The organism is Sphingomonas trueperi (assembly GCF_011927635.1).
Taxonomy (GTDB): domain Bacteria; phylum Pseudomonadota; class Alphaproteobacteria; order Sphingomonadales; family Sphingomonadaceae; genus Sphingomonas; species Sphingomonas trueperi.
Genome location: NZ_JAATJB010000006.1, coordinates 13,644 through 36,425 on the forward strand (window position 1 = coordinate 13,644; position 22,782 = coordinate 36,425).

Below are 22,782 nucleotides of genomic sequence, written 5' to 3' on the forward strand. Positions count from 1 at the left end.
GCAGTATAAACCGCGAGTGCTGAAAGGGCCGTAAAGGCGGCGAAAACCTCGGCTTAACTTCCGTGTCTGCGAGGTTTCCGAAGCACCCGGGTGGCATCCGGTACGGGCCTGCCCTATCTGGGCGGCCATGAACCCCGGTGATTTCCAGCTAGCCGAGCCGCTCTCCGGGCGGCGCATCGTCGTCGCCATGTCGGGCGGCGTCGATTCCTCCGTCGTCGCAGCACTCGCCGCGCGCAGCGGGGCGGAGACGATCGGCATCACGCTCCAGCTCTACGATCATGGCGAGGCGGTAGGCCGCGCCGGCAGCTGCTGCGCCGGCCGCGACATCCGCGACGCGCGCGCGGTATGCGACAAGCTGGGCATCGCGCACTACGTCTTCGACCATGCGAGCAGCTTCCAGACCCAGGTGATCGACGACTTCGCCGACGAATATATGGCGGGGCGCACCCCGATCCCCTGCGTGAAGTGCAACATGGGGCCGAAGTTCACCGATCTGTTCGCGCTCGCGCGCGACCTCGGCGCCGATTGCCTCGCCACCGGCCATTATGTCCGCCGCGTCGAGGGCGCGCAGGGTGCCGAGCTGCACCGCGCCGCCGATCCGGCGCGCGACCAGAGCTATTTCCTGTTCGCGACCACCCAGAGCCAGCTCGACTTTCTGCGCTTCCCGCTGGGCGGCCTGCCCAAGCCCGAGGTCCGCGCGCTCGCCGCCGAGCTGGGGCTGGGCGTTGCCGGCAAGCCCGACAGCCAGGACATCTGCTTCGTCCCCGACGGCGACTATGCGACCCTGGTCAAGAAGCTGCGCCCCGAGGCCGAGGCGGGCGGCGAGATCGTCGACGAGAGCGGCGCAAGGCTGGGCGAGCATCGCGGGCTGATCCACTTCACCGTCGGCCAGCGCCGAGGGCTGGAGATCGGCGGCGCACCCGAACCCTATTACGTCCTGCGGCTGGAGCCGGAGACAAAGCGCGTCGTAGTCGGCCCGCGCCGCGCGCTGGCCGTCGCGGCGGCGCGGCTGGAGAATATCAACTGGCTGGGCGGCGACCATGCAGGGCCGATGACCGCCAAGGTCCGCAGCCTCGCCAAGCCGGTGCCGGCGCGGATGGAAGGCGACCGGGTGGTGTTCGAGACGCCCGAGTACGGGGTGGCGCCGGGCCAGGCGGCGGTGCTCTATGCCGGCGACCGCGTGCTCGGCGGCGGCTGGATCGCAAAGACAGAGCGGGCGGAGGCGCTCGCCGCTTGATTCGTCCGATCGTGAAAGTAGGTCCAGGGGGTTCTGTTGCCCGGCCCCCCTGGCGGCCGCTGGAGTCCACTTCTGTTGCCCGGTGTGGCCCGACCGCGCATTTTAGAATAACCTTAGGCCGTTAGGCCTTGGGGTTACGCCGCAATAGCGAGTGCTTCGTTATCGTTGGCACTTGTGTAATGGGCCGTTGCGGTGGTCCCATTCCGAGCGAAGACAGCGCTTTTCAATACACGTCGATCCTGGTTCGGCCCCGTCAGAAACGGTGTCCAGATACACCACCGGTTATGGTGGAGCCGCCGGGTACTGCCCCCGGGTCCGCTGCATCTATTATACGCCATTGTTTATCGCCATAGCCGGGCGAACCCGGCACGAACCCATATAGGCGGTTTGCGCTTAATGAAAAGGTCAGGTTGGAAGGAATATGGCCTTTCCACCGCCCCATTCGGTTGGCATGGAGAGTGCATCATGTTGACGCAGCGTTCCCGCTACGCGCTCCGCGCAATGCTCTTCCTTGCCGAACAGCCGATCGCCGGCGCGCCCGTGCCGATGAACCGCATCGCTGCCGAGGCGAACGTGCCGCGCAAATTTCTCGAGCTGATCCTCGCCGACCTGCGCGAGGCGAGCTTCCTCGTCTCCACCCGCGGCAAGATGGGCGGCTATCGCCTGGCGCGGCCCGCGCATCTGATCTCGCTCGGTGAGATCATCCGCGTGATCGAGGGGCCGCTGGCGCTGGTCCCCTGTGTCAGCCGCACCGCCTATCGCCCGTGCAACGACTGCAAGGACGAGGCCGCCTGCGCGATCCGCCGCGCGATGGCGCGGGTGCGCGACGAAACCGCGCGCATCCTCGACGGCACCAGCCTGGCCGATGCCGCGGCGGAGGAACTGGCGGCGGCCTAAGCCCCCGCGTTGCGCTTCTTCAGCTCGTCGCGAATCTCGCGCAGCAGCACGACATCGGCCGGATCGGCGGCGGGCGGCGCTTCGCCCTTGGCCTTGTCGCGCTCGGCGGCGGCGATCACCTTGTTCACCGTGCGCACCAGCAGGAAGACGATGAAGGCGAGGATCAGGAAATTGATCACCACGGTGATGAACGCGCCGAATCCGATCAGCGGCACGCCCGCGGCCTTGAGCGCGGCGTAATTGGACGGCGAGCCGGTATAGCTGGGCGGAATCGCGCCGAGCCGCAGGAAATAGCCGGAAAAGTCCACCCCGCCGAAGATCCAGCCGACCAGCGGCATGATCATGTCGTCGGTCAGCGATTTGGTGATGTTGCCGAACGCCGCGCCGATGATCACGCCCACCGCGAGATCGAGCACGTTGCCGCGCGCGATGAACGACCGGAATTCCTTCAACATTCGCCACCTCTCCTTTTGCAAAGGCATCGCGACCTTGCCGAAGTCGCGCAGCCCCGCCAACCCCCGACGACCGATTTCGCTTCCTCCCCGCGGTGTAGGCGTCGTATAAGACACTCCGTTGATGGGATTTGGAGGTTGCTTCCCCATGAAGTTTCGTACCGCACTCGTGCCGATCGCAGCCCTGTCGCTCTCGGCCTGCGGGCTCAACAGCGTCCCGACCGCCGAGGAGAATGCCAAGGCGAAGTGGGCGGACGTGCAGGCGCAGTATCAGCGCCGCGCCGATCTGGTGCCGAACCTCGTCGCGACGGTGAAGGGCGCCGCTGCTTCCGAGGGCAAGATCCTGAACGACGTGATCAGTGCCCGCGCCAAGGCGACGTCGATCCAGGTTACCGCCAACGACCTGACCGACGCGAACAAGGTCCAGCAGTTCCAGCAGGCGCAGCAGCAGCTGGGCGGCTCGCTGTCGCGCCTGCTCGCGAGCGTCGAGGCCTATCCGGACCTCAAGAGCCAGGGCAACTTCACCACGCTGATGAGCCAGCTGGAAGGCACCGAGAACCGGATCACCATCTCGATCCGCGATTACAACCAGGCGGTGCAGGACTATAACACCCGCATCCGCACCTTCCCCGACGCGGTGGGCGCCAAGATCTTCTACGGCGCCAAGCCGATGACGCCGTTCCAGGCAAAGGCCGGCGCCGACGTCGCCCCGACGGTGAACTTCGGGAACGGCAACTGATCCGTCCCGCCCCCGGAGCGTCGCTGATGCGTGTGCTGCGTTTTCTGGTGCTGCTCGTCGCCCTGCTGGCCGGGGCGACGAGTGCGCTGGCCGACCCGACCTTCCCCAAGCTGACCGGCCGCGTCGTCGACGACGCGCATCTGCTCTCGCCCGCGCAGGTCGCGCAGCTCACCCAGCTTTCGACGGAGGTGGAGCAGGCGTCGAGCCGGCAGTTCGTCGTCGCGACCCTCCCGGACCTGCAGGGCTATGACATCGCCGACTATGGCTATCAGCTCGGCCGCGCCTGGGGGATCGGGCAGAAGGAGGCGAACAACGGCATCCTGCTGATCGTCGCACCCAACGAGCGCAAGGTACGGATCGAGGTCGGCTACGGCCTCGAACCGATCATGACCGATGCGCTGTCGAGCCAGATCATCAACCAGGTCATTCTGCCCAAGTTCAAGGCCGGCGACATGGCGGGCGGCATCGTCGCCGGGGCGCAGGCGATCGGCGAGCAGATGAAGCAGCCGCTCGAGGCTGCCGAGCAGAAGGCCAAGGCGGCGCAGGATGCCGCGACCAAATCCTCCGCGCGCAAGCGGCAGGGCGGCGGGCTGCCGATCGGGCTGCTCTTCTGGTTCATCATCCTGGTCGTCATCCTGGTGCCGATGCTCGCGCGCTTCGGCGGGCGGCGGCGGCCCGGCCCTTGGGATGGCCAGGCCTATCGCGCGCGGGATAACGACAGCGGCATGCTGCCGATCGTGCTGTGGACCATCGCCAACGAGATCGGTCGCGCGGCAAGCCACCGCGACGATGACGACGACCATGGCGGCTGGGGCGGCGGCGGCGGGTGGGGCGGCGGCGGTGGTGGCGGCGGCTTCTCCGGCGGCGGCGGGTCGTTCGGCGGCGGCGGCGCTTCGGGGAGCTGGTGAGGATGCGATTGACCGATCAGGACCGCGCCCGCGTCGCGGAAGCCGTGGCGCAGGCCGAACGGGGCACCAGCGGCGAGATCGTCACGGTGCTCGCCCGGCGCTCGGATGACTATGCCGATGTCGCGCTGCACTGGGCGGTGCTCGCCATGCTGCTGGTGCTGGCGCTGCTCGCCTGGCAGCCCGGACCGATCGAATGGCTGCACAGCCGGATGATCGATCCCTGGGCGCAGACCGTGCCGGCGCACTGGTATCTCACCGCCGCGCTGGTGGTGACCGCGCTCAGCTTCTTCGCGGTGCGGATCGTGCTCGCCAAGGATGCGCTGCGGATCGCGCTGGCGCCGGGATCGACCAAGACGCGGCGGGTCCATGCCCGTGCGCTCGCGCTGTTCCGCACGGCGGCCGAGAAGCGCACGACCGGTTCGACCGGCGTGCTGCTCTACCTCAGCCTCGCCGAGCACCGCGCCGAGATCCTCGCCGATTCGGCGATCCACTCGCGCGTCACCCCCGAAGTGTGGGGCGCGGCAATGGCGGCGCTGCTCGGGCATGTGAAGGAAGGCCGCGTGGCCGAGGGCATGGCGGCGGCGGTCGCGCAGATCGGCATGGTCCTCGCCGAGCATTTCCCGCGCGCCGCCGGCGATGTGAACGAGCTTCCCGATCGGCTGATCGAGCTCTAAGGGGCTGCCCATGACCGACGAAGCGATCGAGACCCCCTGGGCGGGCAAGTGGATCACCGTGTTCCGCCAGGGCAAATGGGAATATGTCGGGCGCACCGGCGGCATCCGCGCCGTGGTGATCGTCGCGATCGACGCGGAAGACCGGGTGATCCTGGTCGAGCAGTATCGCGTGCCGCTCGGCCGCCGCTGCATCGAGCTGCCGGCGGGCCTGATCGGCGATACCGAGGAAGGCGACACGATCGAGGCCGCCGCCCGGCGCGAGCTGGAGGAAGAAGCCGGCTATGCCTGCGAGCGGGTGGAGGAACTCGGCGAGTATTTCGCCTCGCCCGGCATGGTCAGCGAAAGCTTCACGCTGGTCCGCGTCCACGGCCTGACCCGCATCGGCGCCGGCGGCGGCGTGGATGGCGAAGACATCAAGGTTCACCATGTGCCAATGGCCGAGCTGCCGATGTTCATCGCGGATTGCCGCGCGCGAGGGATGGGCGTCGACGTGAAGATGCTGCTGGTGCTCAGCGGCGCGCTGCTCGGGCGCGGCAACGGCTGACCCGGCGCCCATCGGCTACGACGAGCCGCCGACGAAAAGCCCCGCCGGATCGCTCCGGCGGGGTTCGCGCTACCAGGGAGGCTGGGAGCTCAGTTCTTCGCGTAGCGGACCTTCACCGTGCGGCGCGAGGCGCGGAGCATGCCGCCCATCATGCCGAACCCGGCGATCATCAGGCCCCAGCTCGCCGGCTCCGGCACCGCCGACAGCGCGGTTGCCGAGAAGCTGGTCAGGCCGTCCCCCTGGGTGGTCAGGGTCAGCAGGGCTGCCGTGTCGTCATAGCCCGTGATGCGGAAGGTGCCCGATGCGACCAGCTTCAGGCTGCCGCCGGCGCCGTCCGCCGTGTAGGTGACCGACTGGATCGAGCTCAGGTCGAAGAAGATCGACGACCCGATGTCGAAGAACGACGCGATCGGCCCGCCCGTGAAGGTCGGCAGGTCCTTGATCGTGCCGCACGGGCCGACGCAGGTGATGCCCGAGAACACGCCCGATGTGCCCAGCGCGGTGAAGATGGTACCCGGCGCGCCGCCGTCGCCGGCCGACGTGCCCGGTATGGCGAAGTTGTAGAAGTCGAGCCCGGTGGCAGCGCCCATGCTGGTCGCACCGACCGGGCGGACGAAGCCGTTGAAGCTGATCTGTCCCAGGATCTGCGCGGCCTGCGCGGGGACGGCCGCGCACAACAAGGCTGCCGCGGCAGCAAGCTTCGTATGAATACGCATTGGCGCACCCTTTCCTTTGATAACGGCGATGTGAGCGACTCGGTGAGCGACTCGGCTTCTGCGGCCGTTAACCCGACGTTAAGTTTATGAAACGGAACGACAATAACGTTCTCATCAATGAAGATGCGAAGATGTGCATTGTGCGGCGCCGTTCCATTCGAGTGCGGAACGTCGAATTTGCGAGCGTTGCGCGGGCATTGCAGGTGCAAACGATGGCGCTTAGTTGCTCGGGCAGGAGGGAAAACGTTGCAGCATCGTGCAAGTCGAAACGTTAGCGCAACGTTGCTGCAATCGCGATGTCACGGACCGGCGCGTCGGGCGAAATGCGGAAATCTGTGTTTTTTTGAGACAAAACCGCCGAAATTTAACTCCGTTGCGGACGGTCACAGCCGCTTGCCGTGCCGACCCGCCAGTTCGACGACATATTGCCAGGCGACGCGTCCGGAGCGGCTGCCGCGCCGCGTCGCCCACTGAATCGCATCCTGCGGATCGAAGACCAGCCCATGCGCCTCGGCATAGCCGCGCACGATCGCGACATAGGTGTCCTGGTCGACGACGTGGAAGCCGAGCGACAGGCCGAAGCGATCGGCGAGCGCGAGATCGTCGTCGATCGAGTCGCGTGGGTTGATCGCACTGGACTGGGCCTCCAGGTCGCGGGGCAGCAAATGGCGGCGGTTGGAGGTGACGAGCAGCCTGCAATGGGCCGGACGCGCCTCGGCGCCGCCTTCGAGCAGCGAGCGCAGCGCGCGGGCATCGGCGGCGGCATCGAAGCCGAGATCGTCGAGGAAGATCGCGAAGGGCCGAGCGGTGGTGGCGAGCAGCGCGAACAGGTCGGGCAGGGTGTCCAGATGCGTCGTCGCCGCCTCGACCAGCGCCAGCCGTCCGCCCTGCGCCTGCACCTCGGCGACGGCGCCCTTGACCAGTGCCGACTTGCCGGTGCCGCGTGCGCCCCACAGCAGCACGTCCTGCGCGGCATGGCCGGCGGCGAGCCGTTCGAGATTGGCGAGCAATGCCGTCCGCTGCTTCTCGACGCCCTGGAGCAGCGCGAGCGGGGTGGGGGCGAAGGCACGCGCCGGCACGATGTCGCGCCCGCGCCAGACATAGGCGGGGTGCGCCTCCAGATCGGCGGGTGGGGCAGGGGGCGGGGCGAGCCGTTCGAGCGCCTCGGCGATGCGGATCAGCGGATCGGTCATGGCGGCGCTATAGCGCAACCAGGCGCGGGTGCGAGGGGGCTCTGCTCTGCCCCCCCATCTGCGGGAGGGGGATTAGAAGCGCCCCTTGTCCGTCTCCCGAAGTTCCCCACATGTTCCCACGCCGCACACCTGCTTGGCCGCTCTTTGACCCCGCCGCCAATCTTCACGCGCGTTTATCGTGCATATGCGCGAGCTTCGGTATTTTTCAGCTGACGGTCATGCCCCCGTCGTTTCCTTGTTGCGCCAGAAGTCCTGGACGATTTCCCAGCCTTCCTCGGCGGTTTCGCAGAAGCGGAACAGGTTCAGGTCGCGCGGCGAGATCACGCCCTCGTCGCACAGCGCCTCGAAGTTGACGACGCGGTTCCAGAACTCCTTGCCGTAGAACAGCACCGGGATCGGATCGACCTTGCCGGTCTGGATCAGCGTCAGCAGCTCGAAGCTCTCGTCGAAGGTGCCGAAGCCGCCCGGGAACACCGCGACGGCGCGGGCATGCAGCAGGAAGTGCATCTTGCGCAGCGCGAAATAGTGGAACTGCATGCTCAGGCCCGGCGTGACATACGGGTTCGGCGCCTGCTCGTGCGGCAGCACGATGTTGAGCCCGATCGTCTCGGCGCCCACGTCGCGTGCGCCACGGTTCGCCGCTTCCATGATCGAGGGGCCGCCGCCCGAGGTGACGACGAAGTGGCGCTTGCCGGCGGCGTCGACCGGGAAGTTGCTCGCCAGCCGGCCCAGCTCGCGGGCGACGTCGTAATATTTGGACTTGGCGACCAGGCTCTCGGCGATGCGCTTCTGCTGCTCGGTCTCGGCGAGCGCCAGCACGGCCTCGGCCTTGGCCGGCTCGGGGATGCGCGCCGAGCCGTAGATGACGAAGGTCGACGCGATGTTCGCTTCGTCGAGCAGCAGCTGGGGTTTCAGCAGCTCCAGCTGGAAGCGCACCGGCCGCAAATCCTCGCGCAGCAGGAAGTCCATGTCCTGGAAGGCGAGCCGGTAGGCGGGATGCTCGGTCTGCGGGGTGCCGGTGGCGGTGTTGGCGGCTTCGGCCTCCTGCTGGGCAGGGCGGAAGACGCGCGACGGGACTCTCGTATCGCTCATTGACCGCGGATTAGGCGCATCCGGGACGGTTGGAAAGCCTCAGGCGCAGAAGGGGCCACGCCCCATATCGAGATGGAAATGATCGCGATGGACGTAATTATAGTTCGGGCTCAATACGGTAGCGAAACGTCTGCAGGCCGATCCGTGGATGGTTTCGAGGAACTTGTGGATCGCCGGGTCGGGATTCTGCCAGTCCTTGAGGATGGTGATCCGCCGCCCGTCCTTGAGCACGAAGCCGGAGACGTCGACCGCGTTGGCGCGGCCATGTTCGGAAAGCTTGGTCGAAGCCTGCGGGCTGCCGACGATCGCGCGGCAGACATAGGTGCCGAACGTGTCCACCCGGACGAGATCGCTGCCCAGGATCTGCCGCGCTGCCGGCGCCACGGCATACTGCACCCAGCCGGTAAAGGCGCGGGCGAGCGGGCAGCGCATGCCCTTGATGCCGCCCACCGGCACGCCGATGTCGATCAGCTGCACCGCGCCCTCGACGATGCAGCCGCCGCCATAGTCGCGATCGGGCATCGCGCTGAACCGCACGCCGGCGCGCGACAGATCGGTGAAGCATTGCTGCGTCTCGCGCGGCGTCGGCCGGTTGAGCGTGATCGGCGGGCTGCCACGCGGGCGGGTGGGGGCCGGGCGTTTGTCGCCGCTGCCGCTGCCGAAGATACAGGCCGATAGCAGCAGGGGCAGGGCCAGCACTGCCAACGGGAACACACGCGAGAACGCCATGGGGGTGCACCCTAGTCGAGTTCGGCGACGGCGCGAACCACGGTTCGTCGCATCGGCGACTCGCTTGGTCAGCGTGTCGCCTCGACGAAGCGCTCGCCAAGTTCGGTGGGCACGCGCAGCAGCCGGCCGGTAGCGCGGTCGAGCAGCGCCCAGGTGGTCACCGCCTCCACCCGCACCTTGCCGTCTTGCCCAAGGAAGCGGACATGGCGGTTGAAGCGTGCGCCGCGCGGCGGCTCGGGCACCCAGGTCTCGCCGGTCACCGTCTCGCCGACGCGAACGTTGCCGCGATAGTCGATCTCGTGGCGGGTGATCACCCAGACATAGGCGGCCTGGTCCTCGGGGGTGGCGAGGCTGTCCCAATGCTCCACCGCGATGTCCTGGATCCACGCCACCCAGACGGCATTGTTGACGTGGCCCAGCACATCGATGTCGGCAGGCGTCGCGGTGATCTGGCGGGAGAAACGGGGCATCACGAATCCTCAGGCGGTAACCATGGAGCGTAGCGCGGCGTTCACCGAAAGGGGAGCAGGGTCCGCGCGATGCTGCCGCGCCGCCCCTCCGCCCTGTTCCGCAGCCGCTGGGCGGCATTGCTCTGGGCGGCGGGCGTTTTGTGGACCGCGGTGAGCGTCGCGGGTGTCGGCAAGGCGCCGAGCCATGCGGTGCCGGCGGAGAACGCCACCGACGTGACGGGGCAGCCGATCGACAATGACGATCTGGCGCTGCTTCGCAACGTCATCGGCGGTTGATTACTGCGCCGGCTTGCCCGGATCGTCCCGGAACTTGATCGCGCGGATGTGCCAGGCTTTTTGCTCGGGCGTGGCACCGTCGATGTCGCCGGCGCGATGCAGCGTCACCTCGCCGAGTTGGTAGAAGGGTTTGCCCGTTGCCTTGATGCGCGCATAGACCTGCACCGGCACGGTGACATAGCGCTGCCCGGCACCCGCCTCGATCTGCCCCGGCGCGCCGATATTGGCGTGATATTCCGAATAGGGCGCGAAGCGTGCCGCGAACGTGCTGGCGTCGTCGCCCGAGGCCTTGCCGTCGTCGCTCCACAGCGCCCAGGCCTGATCATAGCGGCCGCTTTCGATCAGCGCGTAATAGGTCTGCACGACATTGGCGGCGCCCTGCGCGCTGTCCGGCGTGAACTTGGCTTCGCTCACCGGGGTGCGGTCGTCGGGCAGGCCGCCGGGCTGGCCGGGGGCAGGCGGGTTGAGCGGTTCGAGCTGCGAATTGCCCGCCGCGCGTTCGGTCGCCGCCGGCGCGGTCTGGTTGATCTCGGCGGTGCTCGCGGCGTTGGTCGTGTTGTCCGCCGCGGGCGGCAGGCCCGAGGAACAGGCGGCGAGCGAGCAGGCGGCAAGCAGGGCAGGGGTCAGGCGCATCCGGGTCTCTTCCACATCGGGGATGTGCGAACGAGCCACCGGATGCGCCGGTTCCGCGCGGGGTTGTCCCCGCCGGCCTCAGGGCCGCAGCGCGACGTCGTCCGGATCGTCGAGTTCCTCGTCGAGATCGTCCTCGTCCAGATCCTCGTCGTCGAAATCGTCCTGGATGTCGTCCTCGTCGAGGTCGTCCTCATCCTCGTCGGCGTCGTCGTCTTCCTCGCCGATCTCGTCATCCGCCATCGACAGTTCGTCGAGATCGTCGTCGTCGTCCTCGCTGCCGCCGAGGTCGGGGTTGAGGTCGGTCAGCAACGCGCCGTCGTCCGGCCCGTCGCCCGTCACTTCGAGAATTTCGGCGCGCTGGCTCTCGTCATAGCCTTCCGCGTCATAGCCGTCATCGCCGGGACCCTGAATGCCGCTCATCGCCAAACCTCATCACTGGCCCGGCGGGGATCGCCGGGGTTCGAATGCGCAACGGCGCTGGCCCCGGCTGCGTTCCGACTCAGCTCGGGCGGAACATCCGTCCGCGTTCCGTTACCGCTACTACCACGAGCGAGAGCGCACCCATCAGCAGAAAACCACTGTACAGCGGGATGGTGGTGCCATCGAAGGCCTGGCCGATCGCCGCCCCGATCAGCGCGCCGACGATGGTGGTGACGAAGCCCTGCAGGCTGGAGGCGGTCCCGGCGATCGCGCCCATCTTCTCCATCGCCATCGCCGAGAAGTTGGAAGTGGCGAGGCCGAAGCACGCCATCATCAGCGCCTGCAGCGCGGCGAAGCTCCACAGCGTCTCCAGCCCCAGCACCGCCACGGCGAGATGCAGGCCGGCGATCAGCGTGAGCAGGCTGACGGCGGTGTGCGAGATCATCCGCATGCCGAGCCGCATCACGATGCGGGCGTTGAGGAACGACCCCACCGCCATCGTCCCCGCCACCCCGGCGAAGATGGTGGTCAGCAGCTCGGGTCGGTGGAATACGTCGGCCATCACCTGCTGCACCGATCCGATGAAGCCGAACAGCGCGCCGGAGAGCAGCGCGGTGGCGATGGTATAGCCCACGGCCGCGCGGTCGCGCAGCATCACGCCATAGTCGGCGAGCACCCGTGCGGGCACCAGCGACTGGCGGGCGTCGGCCGCGAGCGTCTCCGGCATCCGCGCCGTGAACCACAGCAGTACCAGCCCGCCGACCCCGCCGATGCCCCAGAAGATCGTCCGCCACGATCCGCCCGCGGCGAGGACGATCTGGCCGAGGGTGGGCGCGAAGATCGGCGCGGCCATGAAGATGATGAACACCAGGCTCATCACCCGCGCCATCGCCCGCCCGGCATAGCAGTCGCGGACCAGCGCGACGGTGATGACCCGCGACCCCGCCGCCGCGGTGCCCATAGCCACGCGTGCGACCAGCAGCAGCGTGAAGCTGCCCGCGATCGCCGCCACCGCGCTGGTCAGCACATAGGTGGCGAGCGCGATCATCAACACCGGGCGCCGGCCGAACCGGTCCGAAAGTGGCCCGTAGAGCAGTTGCGCGGTGCCGAAGCCGATCAGGAAGGCGGTGATCACGAACTGGCGATGGTTGGCCGACTCCACGCCCAGGCTGGTGCCGATCGCCGGCAGCGCGGGGAGCATCGAATCGATGCCGATCGCGGTCAGCGCCATCAGCGCGGCGGCAAGGGCGACGAACTCGGCGAAGCGCAGTGGCGCCTGGCCGGCGGCGGCGGTGCTCAGGTGCGGGGCGTTCATGCCCGGCTCATGGCCCAAGCCTTCCTTAAGGTCACCCTTTTTCCGGTTGACGTAGGTACCCACGCAACAACATTGCGACGTGCAACCGCCGCAGGAGTATCCGCATGAATCGCCGTTTCGCACCCCTGTTGCTGCCGATCGCGCTCGCCGCGTGCCATGGCAGCGCGAACATCAACTTCGACGGCAACGACAGCGACGGCAACAGCGTCATCTCCACCGATTCGAACGGCAGAATCCAGATCAAGGCGCCGGGCATCCAGGGCTCGATCACGCTGCCCAAGATGCCGCTCGACGCCAAGAATTTCGATATCGACGGGGTGACGCTGTATCCTGGGTCGACGCTGAAGAACCTCAAGGTCAACGACCGCACCGGCGACAAGGACGGCCAGGTGATCGTCGAGTTCGAGAGCCCGGCCGCGCCGACGGTGGTGCGCGACTGGTTCCGCGACAACATGACCAAGCAGGGCTTCAAGGTGACGACGAAGGACGATAACCTGATCGGTACCACCGATGACGGCCAGCCCTTCGCGCTGCAGCTCAGCGCGAGCGGCGATGCCAAGACCAAGGGGCTGATGCAGGTCGGCCGCTGATCCCGATCGGGACAGGGCGCCGGCCATTGGGAATCTTCCCAGGCTTGTGGGGCCGGTGGTGGCGGGACTAACCGCCGGTTTTTGCGTTCGGAGACTGTGATGTTGGATACCCTGGCCGAAATTCCGGTGCTGTCGCTGGCGGCGCAGGCGAACGATCCGGAGAGCTTTGCCCAGGCGTTCGGCGGATCGTTCCAGCGCTTCGGCTTCGCCGTGGTGCGCGATCACGGCGTGTCGCAGGCGCTGATCGAGCGCGCCTGGGCGCTGACCAAGGCGTTCTTCGAGCTGCCCGAGGAGGAGAAGCGCGGCTATTTCCTCCCCGGCGGCGGCGGCGCGCGCGGCTATACCCCGTTCAAGACCGAGATCGCCAAGGGCGCGACCCATGTCGACCTCAAGGAGTTCTGGCATATCGGGCGCGAACTGGCTGCCGGGCACCGTTTTGGCGACGTGATGGCGCCGAATGTCTGGCCGGCCCAACCCGAGGGCTTCCGCGAAACCTTCATCGAGCTGTTCGCCGCCTTCGACACTGCGGGCGACAAGCTGCTCTCGGCCGTGGCGCGCTATCTCGGCCTCGCGCCCGACTGGTTCGACACCGCGGTGAAGGACGGCAATTCGGTGCTGCGCCTGCTCCACTATCCGCCGGTCGCCGCCAATGCGCCCGAGGTCCGCGCCGGCGCGCATGAGGACATCAACCTGATCACGCTGCTGCTGGGCGCCGAGGAAGCCGGGCTCGAACTGCTCGACCGCGACGGCAAGTGGCTGGCGGTGAAGCCGCCCGAGGGCGCGATGGTGATCAACGTCGGCGACATGCTGCAGCGCCTGACCAACCATGTGCTGCCCTCGACCACGCACCGCGTCGTCAACCCGCCGGCGGAGCGGCGCGGCCATTCGCGCTACTCGATGCCGTTCTTCCTCCATCCCGCGCCAGACTTTCTGATCAAGACGCTGCCCGGCTGCATCAGCGCGGAGAATCCGAACCGCTATCCGGAGCCGATCACCGCGCATGATTATCTCCACGAGCGACTGGTCGAGATCGGCTTGATCAAGAAATAAACATAGTGTGGCGGCGCGCCGTCACGACAAAATCTGTCTTTCCTTCTACGAAGGAGAGACGCTAGGGACGGAAGGCGGCGGTCGGGCGAAGTGCTCTGCCGCCGTCGTGCTGTAGAGTTTTAGAGGAACGAGGAATGGCGGAAGCGTTGCGCGTGGCACTGGCGGGGCTCGGTACGGTAGGCGGCGGCGTGATTCGCCTGCTCGACGCCAATGCCGCGCTGATTAGCCGCCGCGCCGGCCGCCCCGTCGAGGTGGTCGCCGTTTCCGCCCGCGATCGCACCAAGGATCGCGGCATCGACCTGTCGCGCTTCGACTGGGTGGACGATCCCGTCGAACTCGCCCGGCATGCCAAGGCGGACGTGGTGGTCGAGCTGGTCGGCGGGTCGGATGGCCCGGCGCTGGCGCTTGCGCGCGCGGCGCTGGGCGCGAACAAGAGCTTCGTCACCGCCAACAAGGCGATGATTGCGCATCACGGGCTCGAACTCGCCCATGCGGCGGAAACCGCGCAGGTCGCGCTCAAGTTCGAGGCGGCGGTGGCCGGCGGCGTGCCGGTGATCAAGGGCCTGCGCGAAGGCGCGGCGGCCAACGAGATCAGCCGCGTGTATGGCATCCTCAACGGCACCTGCAACTTCATCCTCTCGAAGATGGAGGCCGAGGGCCGCGACTTCGCGGAAATTCTCGCCGAGGCGCAGGCGCTGGGCTATGCCGAGGCGGACCCGACCTTCGACATCGACGGCATCGACGCGGCGCACAAGCTGTCGATCCTTGCCAGCATCGCCTTCGGCACCCAGCCGGCGTTCGACGACCTGAAGGCGAGCGGCATCCGCCACATCCTCGCCGCCGACATCGCCGAGGCGGCGACGCTGGGCTACCGCGTCCGCCTGCTCGGCATCGCCGATGCCGGACCGCACGGCCTATTCCAGCGCGTCCATGCGCATCTCGTGCCGCTCGGCCACCCGCTGGCGCACGTCACCGGATCAACCAACGCGGTGGTGGCCGAGGGCAATTTCGTCGGTCGCCTGCTGTTCCAGGGCGCCGGTGCGGGCGACGGCCCGACCGCGAGCGCGGTGGTTGCGGACCTGATCGATATCGCGCGCGGCGAATTCGGCCCGCCCTACGCGATGCCGGCAGCCGCGCTTGTCTCGCAGCCCGCCGCGGACAGCGGCGAGCGGCGCGGTCGTTCCTATGTGCGGTTCACCGTGGCGGACCGCGTCGGCGTGCTGGCGGAGATTGCGGCGGCGATGCGCGATGCCGGCGTCTCGATCGAAAGCCTGATCCAGCGCGGCGTCAGCCCGGACGGCAGCGCGCTGGTGGCGATCGTCACGCACGAGGCGCCGGAACGGAGCATCGCCCAGGCATTGGAGAAGCTGCGGGGGTCGCAGAGCCTCACCGGCGAGCCGATGTGGATGCACATTCTCGACGCATGAGCCGCGTTGCGGCGGCGGTTCAGTAACTCAGCTTGAGCAGCCGCCGGCCGCTGCCGGGGCAGACCGGCATGCCGGTGCGGTTGCAGCTCGGCCCTTGCGCCGCGCGGACCATCTCGAGCTTGCGGTCGATCAGCGGCTCCTGTGCGCTGGTCAGGCGGAAGCGGTTGCGCGCCTGGCGGGTGCCGCAGTCGCGCTCTATATCGCAGGCGTTGATCAGCGGCGAGAGTTCGGCATGCGGCCGCGCCGAGCGCTTGAGCGTCGCGCGCATCACCCGTGGCTGCGCGACTTCAGCCGCGCGCACGGCACCCGCCATGGTGGCGCTCTGGAGCGCCAGTGCGATCAACAACATAAGCCCTCCTGTTGTGTCCCGCCAAAGCAACGCGCCGAGGCGCCGCTGGTTGCGCAATCCTGCAAATGCAGCCGTGTGATCATGGCGCAAGCTCCCGCTGCTGCATCTTCACGGTGCCGTCCAAGCCCATTGTCGCGGAGAGGCCGACCTTCCCGCATTTCACCGCGAAGGCGCCCTCGCCGCAGGGCGTGATACCCTGCTGGACGGGATCGCCGATCAGCCGATTGAGCCGTGCCGCATCGGAATCCTTGCCCAGGTTCGAGGTGACGAAGGAAACCCGGTACCGGTCAGCTTCCCGGCGCGAACAGACGACGATCTCGCTCTGGTCCGCGGGCGTCCGGCACGGAATTTCTGCCTGCGTACGCGCCCGATAGTCAGCGACTAGCGTCGACACGGCGTTTTGTTGGGCAACGAGCAGCAGCAGCGACAGCAACATCGTGTCAATCCCCCGCGATTCCACGCAATCATAGCCTAAAACTCTTCGTAAATCACTAAAGGTCTTTGGCAAGTGGCCTGACAACGCTAGCACCGCTCGACAGGGCGGAACCGGCCCCGTATCGCGGTGCACAAATCGTAAAGGGAATCCCCAGCCGATGCCGAACGCAAGCCATGTTCTCGACCGTGTCCTCGTGCTCGAAATGGTGCGCGTCACCGAAGCGGCGGCGATTTCCGCCTCCAGCCTGGTCGGCCGCGGCGACGAGAAGGCCGCCGATGCCGCCGCGGTGGAAGCGATGCGCGAGGCACTGAACCAGCTCTACATGGACGGCACCGTGGTGATCGGCGAGGGCGAGCGCGACGAGGCGCCGATGCTCTATATCGGCGAGAAGGTCGGCTCGGCGATCGGCAAGGGCCCGAAGATCGACATCGCGCTCGATCCGCTGGAAGGCACCACCATCACCGCCAAGGCCGGCCCGAACGCACTGGCGGTGCTCGCCGTGGCGGAGGAGGGCAATCTGCTCAATGCGCCCGACGTGTACATGGACAAGATCGCGGTCGGCCCCGGCTATCCGCAGGGCGTGATCGACCTCAACAAGACGCCGACCGAGAATGTCGAGGCGATCGCCGCCGCCAAGGGCGTGAAGCCCAGCGAGATCATCGCCTGCGTGCTCGACCGTCCGCGCCACGAAAAGCTGATCGCCGAGCTGCGCGGCATCGGCTGCGGCATCATGCTGATCCCGGACGGCGACGTGGCGGGCGTGATCGCCACCACCGATCCGACGACCACGATCGACGTCTATATGGGCCAGGGCGGCGCGCCCGAAGGGGTGCTCGCCTGCGCCGCGCTGCGCTGCGTCGGTGGTCAGTTCCAGGGCCGTCTCGTCTTCCGCAACGACGATGAGCGTGCGCGTGCGGCGAAATGGGGCATTGAGGATCTCGACAAGGTCTATGCGCTCGAGGAACTCGCCAAGGGCGATTGCATCTTCGCGGCGACCGGCGTGACCGACGGCTCGCTGCTCGCCGGCGTGAAGCGGGTGAAGGGCAAGATGACCACCGAGAGCGTGGTGATGCGCGCCAGCTCCGGCACGGTGCGCTGGGTGAAGGGCGAACACCGCATCGACTAACAGGTGACACGGGCGCCGCCGGCTTGATCCCGGCGGCGTCTTGTCGCACCACGTCGCCCTCGCTTTCTGGGGGATCGACGAACATGCGGCACTGGCTGGTTACGTTAGCACTCGCGGCGCTGGCTGCCCCACTCGCGGCCGCCGCGCCGCCGCAGCTTACCCCCACCGCAACCGAGGCGCCCTTCACCTTCGAAGAGGCGATGATCCCGATGCGCGACGGGGTGAAGCTCCACACCGTCATCCTGCGGCCCAAGGGCGCCACCGGCCCGCTGCCGATCCTGTTCCAGCGCGGCCCCTATGGCTCGCCCGATGCCGCGCCGGGCCGGGTGCCGAACAGCTGGGCGCCGCTGGTGCGCGACGGCTATATCTTCGTGTTCCAGGACATGCGCGGCCGCTTCACGTCCGAAGGCGGGCCGTTCACGCTCTCCACCGAAGTGAAGACCGGCAAGGGCGCGGTCGACGAGGCGACCGACGCCTATGATTCGATCGACTGGCTGGTGAAGAACGTGAGGCCGAACAACGGCAAGGTCGGCATGTGGGGCGTTTCCTACCCCGGCTTCACTGCTGCCATTGCCCTCGCCAAGCCGCATCCGGCGCTCAAGGCGACCAGCCCGCAGGCCGCGTGGATCGATTATTGGAAGAACGACGATCTCCACCGCTGGGGCGCGATGCGGCTTACCTATGCCAGCGACTGGGTGAACAGCCTCCAAGCCGACAAGACCAACGACGGAATCGACCTGTACGACCGCTACGATACCTATGACTGGTTCCTCCACGCCGGCTCGCCCGACGCGATCGAGAGGAAGTATTTCAAGGGGCGGGTGCCGCGTTATCGCGAGATGATCGAGCACCCCGACTATGACGAGCACTGGAAGAAGCAGGTCTGGTCGAACGCGCTCGGCAAGACCACCGTGCCGACGCTCAACGTCGCCGGCTATTGGGACCAGGAGGATCCTTGGGGCAGCTGGAAGATCTGGGAAAAGCAGCGCGCCAACGATCCGAACAAGCTGGCGCTGATGGTTGCCGGGCCCTGGGCGCACGGCAGCTGGCAGTCGCCGGCGAACAGCCTGGGGCGCATCCCGTTCGGCGTCGACAGCGGCACGCAATTCGTGGAGCAGATCGAGGCGCCGTTCTTCGCCTATTGGCTGCACGGCACCGGCACCAAGCCCGACTTCGCGCTCAAGAGCTTCCAGTCGGGCTCGTGGCAGTGGAAGACCTATCAGACCTACCCGCTCGCCAACGCGCAGGCGACCAGCCTGTACCTGCATGGCGACGGCTCGCTCAGCTTCACCGCCCCGGCGGCGGGTGAGGCGTGCCGCGACTATGTGAGCGATCCGGCGCGGCCGGTGCCGTTCCGCCCGCGGCCGATGTCGGCCACCTATGCCACCCCCGACTGGCGCTGGTGGGAAGCCGAAGACCAGCGCTTTGTCGACGATCGGCCCGATGTGCTCAGCTATGTCTCCGCGCCGCTGGAGAGTGACCTGATCGTGACCGGCGAGGTCACCGCCAAGCTGATGGCCTCGACCAGCGGCACCGACAGCGACTTCGTCGTTAAGCTGATCGACGTGTTTCCGGAGAACTATGAGAAGGCCCCGACCGCGCTCGGCGCCTATGCCAAGGGCCTCAACGGCTATGAGTTGCCGATCGCGATGGAGATCCGCCGCGGCCGCTACCTCAAGAGCTTCGAGCAGGCGACGCCGCTGGTGCCCGACCAGGTGACCGCCTGGGACTTTCCCCTCCGCGACCACGACCATGTGTTCAAGAAGGGCCACCGGATCATGGTCCAGGTCCAGTCGAGCTGGTTCCCGGTGATCGACCGCAACCCGCAGACCTTCGTGCCGAACATCTACAAGGCCAAGCCAGGGGACTATCGCAAGGCGACGCAGCGGGTGTGCAGCGGCTCGGCGGTGACGCTGCCGGTGGTGCGCTGACGAACCGCTGTGCGGGACCACCCGGGCGAGGTGCCCGGGCCGGCCCCGCTGCGGCACGTCAGAAGGACGCCCAGGCCTCTGCGGGTGCCTGCCGGGCGGGGCGCGACTGCAGGGCCGGGGGGCTGCGACGGGGCGTCCGCAGGGCCGGGTGGTGCGGCGAGGACCCGCCTGCCACGGTGAACTTCGCCGCGTTTTCGGCGAGGATCGAGACTTCCGCGCTGAGGTTGCGCGCGGCTGCCGAGGCTTCTTCCACCATGGCGGCATTCTGCTGGGTGCCATGGTCCATCGACGCGATCGCGCCGGTGATTTCGGTGATCGCCGAGGATTGCTCCTGATTGTCGGCGGCCATGCGCTCGACCAGTTCGTGGACGGTCTGCACATTGCCCGAAATGTCGATCAGCGCGCCGTCTACGCGGCGGACGACGTCCACGGCGGACAGGATGCCGGTCTGGGTGACGGTGAGTTGCTCCTTGGCGCGCTTCGCCTCTTCCTCGGCACGCATCGCCAGCGCCGAAACCAGGTCGGCGACCACGGCGAAGCCGCGACCGGCCTCGCCTGCGCGGCCCGCCTCGACCGCTGCGTTCATCGCCAGCACCCGCGTCTGGAAGGCGATCTTGTCGAGCCCTTCGATCACGCTGTCGATGCCCTTGGCGTCTTCGCTGACCCGCGTCATCGCGTTGACCGCCTCTTCGGCCATGGTTCGGCCGGTCGACACGGTGGTGATCGCCTTGCTCGCGCTCTGGGCGGTGTCCACCGCAGCGGCCGCGCTCACCCGCAGCCGCTGGTCCATCTGGGTCGCGGCCGCGGAGGTCTGCTCCAGATTGGCGGCGGTGCTCTGGGTTCGCTGTGCCAGCTCTTCGGACGCGGAGGCGATCTGGACCGAGCCCGTGCGGATTGATTCGGTGCTTCGCGAGACTGCGCCGATCAGCGCCCCCAGCGCATCCAGCGTACCGTTATAATTTTCGCGCAACGTTTCATAATCGGTTGGGAACCGTTCCTCGATCGGGCGTGTCAGGTCCCCTTGGGCGAGCGCTGCGAGATGTTCGCCCACCACGCGGACGACCTCGGCCTGCGTTTCGGCCATCTTCTGCTGGACGATCGCCGCGTCGCGGAAGGTGAACATCGCCTTGGTCATGCGACCTACGCAGTCCGTATAGTCGGTGAAGCGGATCTCGCTTTGCAGGTCGCCCGCCGCCAGCGCTTCCATCCGCACCACGGTCGTGACGTAGGGATCGCAGATGGCCCGGCGGTAGCGCAGGCCCAGCAGCATCGCGCTGCCCGATCCGGCGAAGGCAACGCCGATACCCCAAAGCGCAGGTAGCACGGCGGCGACGATCGCAGTTAAGAGCCCGATGAATGCCAAAGACCCAAACGCGATCAGCGTCTTCTGGCGGATGGGCGCGTTGGACTCAAACCAATGCATCGGGCGATCCTCACACGTTGTTTCTGATGCGATTCGATGCCGAGGAATAGCTTGGTCAGGTGGTCGGGTCAGCTCAGGAACATCCGTAAAAAGCATGTAATACTTGCTTAAGACGGGCCGGGTCGATGAACCTTTCTAATTATGGTTACGATAATGCTGCGAAGGTCTGTTGTGCTGCTACGTAGATGGCAGCGCCGCCGGCTGATGTCGGCGGCGCGCCTTGGAAACAGGACTTTCAGTTCTTCAGCCTATAGCCCGTGCGGAAGATCCACACGATCAGCCCCAGGCACAGCAGCAGGAAGATGCCGGTGAACCCCAGGCTCCAAGTGATGTCGACATCCCCGTGCCCGAAGAAGCTCCAGCGGAAGCCGCTCACCAGATACACGACCGGGTTGAACAGGCTCACCGTGTGCCAGGGCTCGGGCAGCATGTCGATCGAGTAGAAGGCACCGCCCAGGAAGGTCAGCGGCGTCACCAGCAGCGAGGGCACGATGTTGAGCTGCTCGAAGCTCTTCGCCCAGATGCCGATGATGAAGCCGAACATGCTGAACGTCACCGCCGTCAGCACCAGGAACGCCAGCATCGCCGCCGGATGGTCCACCCGCAGCGGCACGAACAGCGCCGAGGTGGCGAGGATGATCAGCCCGATCACCACCGACTTGGTGGCCGCGGCGCCGACGAACCCCACCACCAGCTCGATCGCCGAAATCGGTGCGGAGAGCAGCTCAAACACCGTGCCGGTGAATTTGGGGAAGTAGATGCCGATCGAGGCGTTGGCGATGCTCTGCATCAGCAACGACAGCATGATCAGGCCCGGCACCAGGAAGCTGCCATAGTTCACGCCGTGGATCGCATCGATCCGGCTGCCGATCGCGCCGCCGAACACGATAAAATAGAGCGAGGTGGTAATCACCGGGGTCGCGATCGACTGCCACAGCGTGCGCAGCGTGCGCGCCATCTCGAACTTGTAGATCGCCCAGATGCCGGGAAAGTTGATGCCGTTCATGCCTGTGCCCCCACCAGGTCGACGAAGATGTCCTCCAGGCTCGACTTGGACGTGTCGAGATCCTTGAAGGCGATGTTCAGGTCGTGCAGCTTGCGCAGCAGCGACGGGATGCCGGTGCGCTCGGCCTGCGCGTCGAAGGTGTAGCGCAGCCGGTGGCCGTCGTCGGTGAGGCTCAGCTGCCATTCGCCGAGTTCGGCGGGAATGGCGGCGAGCGGCTCGACCAGGCTGAGGTCCAGCTCGCGCTTGCCGAGCTTTTTCATCAGCGCGGTCTTTTCCTCGACCAGCAGCAGCTTGCCCCTGTTGATCACGCCCACCCGGTCGGCCATTTCCTCGGCCTCCTCGATGTAATGCGTGGTCAGGATGATCGTGGTGCCGCGGTCGCGCAGGCGGCCGATCAGCTTCCACATGTCGCGGCGCAGTTCGACGTCGACGCCCGCAGTGGGCTCGTCGAGGAACAGGATGTCCGGCTCGTGGCTGAGCGCCTTGGCGATCATCACCCGGCGCTTCATGCCGCCGGACAGCTCCATGATCTTGGCGTCGCGCTTGTCCCACAGCGACAGGTCCTTGAGGAGCTGGTCGCAATAAGCATGGTCCGGCGCCTTGCCGAACAGTCCGCGCGAATAGCGGGCGGCGGAGCCGACGCGCGAGAACATGTCGACCGCGATCTCCTGCGGCACCAGGCCGATCTTGGAGCGTGCCGCGCGCGGCTGGCGGATCGCGTCGTTCCCGTCGACCAGAATGGTGCCGGTGCTGGGAGTGACGATGCCGCAGATGATCGAGATGAGCGTGGTCTTGCCCGCGCCGTTGGGCCCGAGCAGGGCGAAGATCTCGCCGCGGTGGATGTCGAGATCGACATGGTCGAGCGCGGTATGGCCCGACGCGTAGGTCTTGGAGACCTGGCGTAGCGACAGGATGGGTTGCATGGAAATGGAGCCCCGGCCGGAAGGAGCCCGTTAGCTAGGGTGGCGTTCATCCTGGGGCAAGGTGCTCGAAGACGTTTGATTCGAAGCCGTTTCCTCGCCCGCCAGGGGGAGGTGTCAGGCGCAGCCCGACGAAGGGGGAGGAAGCGCGACGGCTCGAGATGTTCTGGCATCCTCCCCCTCCGTCGCCTTCGGCGCCACCTCCCCCCGGCGGGGGAGGAAACACTTC

At 67.2% G+C, this 22,782-nt stretch carries 26 protein-coding genes and 1 other RNA gene; 12 read left to right on the forward strand and 15 right to left on the reverse strand.

Annotation, left to right across the window (positions count from 1 at the left end; all coding sequences use genetic code 11):
- Positions 1-127 precede the first annotated feature (127 nt).
- Entirely contained in the window at positions 128-1,237 is a 1,110-nt protein-coding gene (gene mnmA, locus GGR89_RS11235) for a tRNA 2-thiouridine(34) synthase MnmA (protein ID WP_125973828.1), read from the forward strand.
- A 61-nt stretch (positions 1,238-1,298) separates the two neighbouring features.
- Here the strand turns inward: mnmA and ssrA are convergent.
- Positions 1,299-1,644, reverse strand: a transfer-messenger RNA (tmRNA) gene (gene ssrA / locus GGR89_RS11240).
- A gap of 58 nt (positions 1,645-1,702) precedes the next feature.
- Between ssrA and GGR89_RS11245 the strand changes: the two genes are divergently transcribed.
- Positions 1,703-2,134: an RrF2 family transcriptional regulator gene (locus GGR89_RS11245; protein ID WP_066721336.1), complete on the forward strand. Its 432-nt coding sequence runs from the start codon at positions 1,703-1,705 to the stop codon at positions 2,132-2,134.
- On the opposite strand, the gene mscL is transcribed toward GGR89_RS11245, so the two are convergent.
- The gene (gene mscL, locus GGR89_RS11250) at positions 2,131-2,589 is read right to left on the reverse strand and encodes a large conductance mechanosensitive channel protein MscL (RefSeq protein WP_125973826.1); all 459 of its coding nucleotides are present in this window, start codon (positions 2,587-2,589) and stop codon (positions 2,131-2,133) included. The genes GGR89_RS11245 and mscL overlap by 4 nt on opposite strands.
- 145 nt (positions 2,590-2,734) lie before the next feature.
- Between mscL and GGR89_RS11255 the strand changes: the two genes are divergently transcribed.
- Genes GGR89_RS11255 through GGR89_RS11270 form a run of 4 tightly spaced genes read left to right on the forward strand, consistent with a single transcriptional unit; the run spans position 2,735 to position 5,451 of the window.
- The gene (locus GGR89_RS11255; RefSeq protein ID WP_125973824.1) at positions 2,735-3,325 is read left to right on the forward strand and encodes a LemA family protein; all 591 of its coding nucleotides are present in this window, start codon (positions 2,735-2,737) and stop codon (positions 3,323-3,325) included.
- Positions 3,326-3,351: 26 nt separating this feature from the next.
- The gene (locus GGR89_RS11260) at positions 3,352-4,233 is read left to right on the forward strand and encodes a TPM domain-containing protein (protein ID WP_125973822.1); all 882 of its coding nucleotides are present in this window, start codon (positions 3,352-3,354) and stop codon (positions 4,231-4,233) included.
- A gap of 2 nt (positions 4,234-4,235) precedes the next feature.
- The gene (locus GGR89_RS11265; RefSeq protein ID WP_125973820.1) at positions 4,236-4,907 is read left to right on the forward strand and encodes a TPM domain-containing protein; all 672 of its coding nucleotides are present in this window, start codon (positions 4,236-4,238) and stop codon (positions 4,905-4,907) included.
- A gap of 10 nt (positions 4,908-4,917) precedes the next feature.
- A complete protein-coding gene (locus GGR89_RS11270; protein WP_125973818.1) occupies positions 4,918-5,451 on the forward strand; it encodes an NUDIX hydrolase in 534 nt (177 codons plus the stop codon).
- A gap of 89 nt (positions 5,452-5,540) precedes the next feature.
- Here GGR89_RS11270 and GGR89_RS11275 read toward each other — a convergent pair whose 3' ends face one another.
- The 5 genes from GGR89_RS11275 to GGR89_RS11295 all read right to left on the reverse strand — a co-directional run bounded on the left by GGR89_RS11275 (position 5,541) and on the right by GGR89_RS11295 (position 9,651).
- Positions 5,541-6,167, reverse strand: coding sequence for a PEPxxWA-CTERM sorting domain-containing protein (locus tag GGR89_RS11275; RefSeq protein WP_125973816.1), 627 nt, complete (start codon positions 6,165-6,167; stop codon positions 5,541-5,543).
- 383 nt (positions 6,168-6,550) lie between these two features.
- A complete protein-coding gene (locus GGR89_RS11280) occupies positions 6,551-7,360 on the reverse strand; it encodes an ATP-binding protein (protein ID WP_125973814.1) in 810 nt (269 codons plus the stop codon).
- A gap of 216 nt (positions 7,361-7,576) precedes the next feature.
- Complete coding sequence (locus tag GGR89_RS11285; RefSeq protein WP_125973812.1) at positions 7,577-8,452, reverse strand: LOG family protein; 876 nt, start codon at positions 8,450-8,452, stop codon at positions 7,577-7,579.
- A gap of 39 nt (positions 8,453-8,491) precedes the next feature.
- Positions 8,492-9,181 (reverse strand): extensin family protein, encoded by a 690-nt coding sequence (locus GGR89_RS11290; RefSeq protein ID WP_167712906.1) that lies wholly within the window; start codon positions 9,179-9,181, stop codon positions 8,492-8,494.
- Positions 9,182-9,249: 68 nt separating this feature from the next.
- A complete protein-coding gene (locus GGR89_RS11295; protein ID WP_125976912.1) occupies positions 9,250-9,651 on the reverse strand; it encodes an acyl-CoA thioesterase in 402 nt (133 codons plus the stop codon).
- Positions 9,652-9,720: 69 nt separating this feature from the next.
- Here GGR89_RS11295 and GGR89_RS11300 point away from each other — a divergent pair, with 69 nt between their 5' ends.
- Positions 9,721-9,927 carry a hypothetical protein gene (locus GGR89_RS11300; protein ID WP_125976911.1) on the forward strand — a complete coding sequence of 69 codons (207 nt, stop codon included), beginning with the start codon at positions 9,721-9,723 and terminating at the stop codon, positions 9,925-9,927.
- Here GGR89_RS11300 and GGR89_RS11305 read toward each other — a convergent pair whose 3' ends face one another.
- The 3 genes from GGR89_RS11305 to GGR89_RS11315 form a co-directional block, all read right to left on the reverse strand.
- The gene (locus GGR89_RS11305; protein WP_342449844.1) at positions 9,928-10,599 is read right to left on the reverse strand and encodes a hypothetical protein; all 672 of its coding nucleotides are present in this window, start codon (positions 10,597-10,599) and stop codon (positions 9,928-9,930) included.
- Between the two features lie 39 nt (positions 10,600-10,638).
- The gene (locus GGR89_RS11310; protein WP_125976910.1) at positions 10,639-10,980 is read right to left on the reverse strand and encodes a DNA primase; all 342 of its coding nucleotides are present in this window, start codon (positions 10,978-10,980) and stop codon (positions 10,639-10,641) included.
- Positions 10,981-11,059: 79 nt separating this feature from the next.
- Positions 11,060-12,295 (reverse strand): multidrug effflux MFS transporter, encoded by a 1,236-nt coding sequence (locus tag GGR89_RS11315; protein ID WP_125976909.1) that lies wholly within the window; start codon positions 12,293-12,295, stop codon positions 11,060-11,062.
- A 104-nt stretch (positions 12,296-12,399) separates the two neighbouring features.
- On the opposite strand from GGR89_RS11315, the gene GGR89_RS11320 reads away from it, so the two are divergent.
- The 3 genes from GGR89_RS11320 to GGR89_RS11330 all read left to right on the forward strand — a co-directional run bounded on the left by GGR89_RS11320 (position 12,400) and on the right by GGR89_RS11330 (position 15,362).
- Complete coding sequence (locus tag GGR89_RS11320) at positions 12,400-12,885, forward strand: hypothetical protein (RefSeq protein WP_125976908.1); 486 nt, start codon at positions 12,400-12,402, stop codon at positions 12,883-12,885.
- A gap of 99 nt (positions 12,886-12,984) precedes the next feature.
- Positions 12,985-13,935 (forward strand): isopenicillin N synthase family dioxygenase, encoded by a 951-nt coding sequence (locus tag GGR89_RS11325; protein ID WP_125976907.1) that lies wholly within the window; start codon positions 12,985-12,987, stop codon positions 13,933-13,935.
- A 134-nt stretch (positions 13,936-14,069) separates the two neighbouring features.
- Positions 14,070-15,362, forward strand: a complete 1,293-nt coding sequence (locus GGR89_RS11330) for a homoserine dehydrogenase (RefSeq protein WP_125976906.1) — start codon at positions 14,070-14,072, stop codon at positions 15,360-15,362.
- 19 nt (positions 15,363-15,381) lie between these two features.
- Here GGR89_RS11330 and GGR89_RS11335 read toward each other — a convergent pair whose 3' ends face one another.
- On the reverse strand, positions 15,382-15,711 hold the full coding sequence (locus tag GGR89_RS11335) for a hypothetical protein (protein ID WP_125976905.1): 330 nt from the start codon (positions 15,709-15,711) through the stop codon (positions 15,382-15,384).
- Positions 15,712-15,790: 79 nt separating this feature from the next.
- Positions 15,791-16,147 (reverse strand): hypothetical protein, encoded by a 357-nt coding sequence (locus tag GGR89_RS11340; RefSeq protein ID WP_125976904.1) that lies wholly within the window; start codon positions 16,145-16,147, stop codon positions 15,791-15,793.
- 157 nt (positions 16,148-16,304) lie between these two features.
- Here GGR89_RS11340 and glpX point away from each other — a divergent pair, with 157 nt between their 5' ends.
- Positions 16,305-17,273, forward strand: a complete 969-nt coding sequence (gene glpX, locus GGR89_RS11345) for a class II fructose-bisphosphatase (protein ID WP_126002790.1) — start codon at positions 16,305-16,307, stop codon at positions 17,271-17,273.
- An 83-nt stretch (positions 17,274-17,356) separates the two neighbouring features.
- Positions 17,357-19,204: a CocE/NonD family hydrolase gene (locus tag GGR89_RS11350; RefSeq protein WP_125976902.1), complete on the forward strand. Its 1,848-nt coding sequence runs from the start codon at positions 17,357-17,359 to the stop codon at positions 19,202-19,204.
- Positions 19,205-19,262: 58 nt separating this feature from the next.
- Here the strand turns inward: GGR89_RS11350 and GGR89_RS11355 are convergent, their stop codons facing one another.
- The 3 genes from GGR89_RS11355 to GGR89_RS11365 form a co-directional block, all read right to left on the reverse strand.
- A complete protein-coding gene (locus tag GGR89_RS11355; RefSeq protein ID WP_125976901.1) occupies positions 19,263-20,627 on the reverse strand; it encodes a methyl-accepting chemotaxis protein in 1,365 nt (454 codons plus the stop codon).
- A gap of 235 nt (positions 20,628-20,862) precedes the next feature.
- A complete protein-coding gene (locus GGR89_RS11360) occupies positions 20,863-21,633 on the reverse strand; it encodes an ABC transporter permease (protein WP_125976900.1) in 771 nt (256 codons plus the stop codon).
- The gene (locus GGR89_RS11365) at positions 21,630-22,556 is read right to left on the reverse strand and encodes an ABC transporter ATP-binding protein (protein WP_125976899.1); all 927 of its coding nucleotides are present in this window, start codon (positions 22,554-22,556) and stop codon (positions 21,630-21,632) included. The genes GGR89_RS11360 and GGR89_RS11365 overlap by 4 nt, the downstream gene beginning before the upstream one ends.
- Positions 22,557-22,782 lie beyond the last annotated feature (226 nt).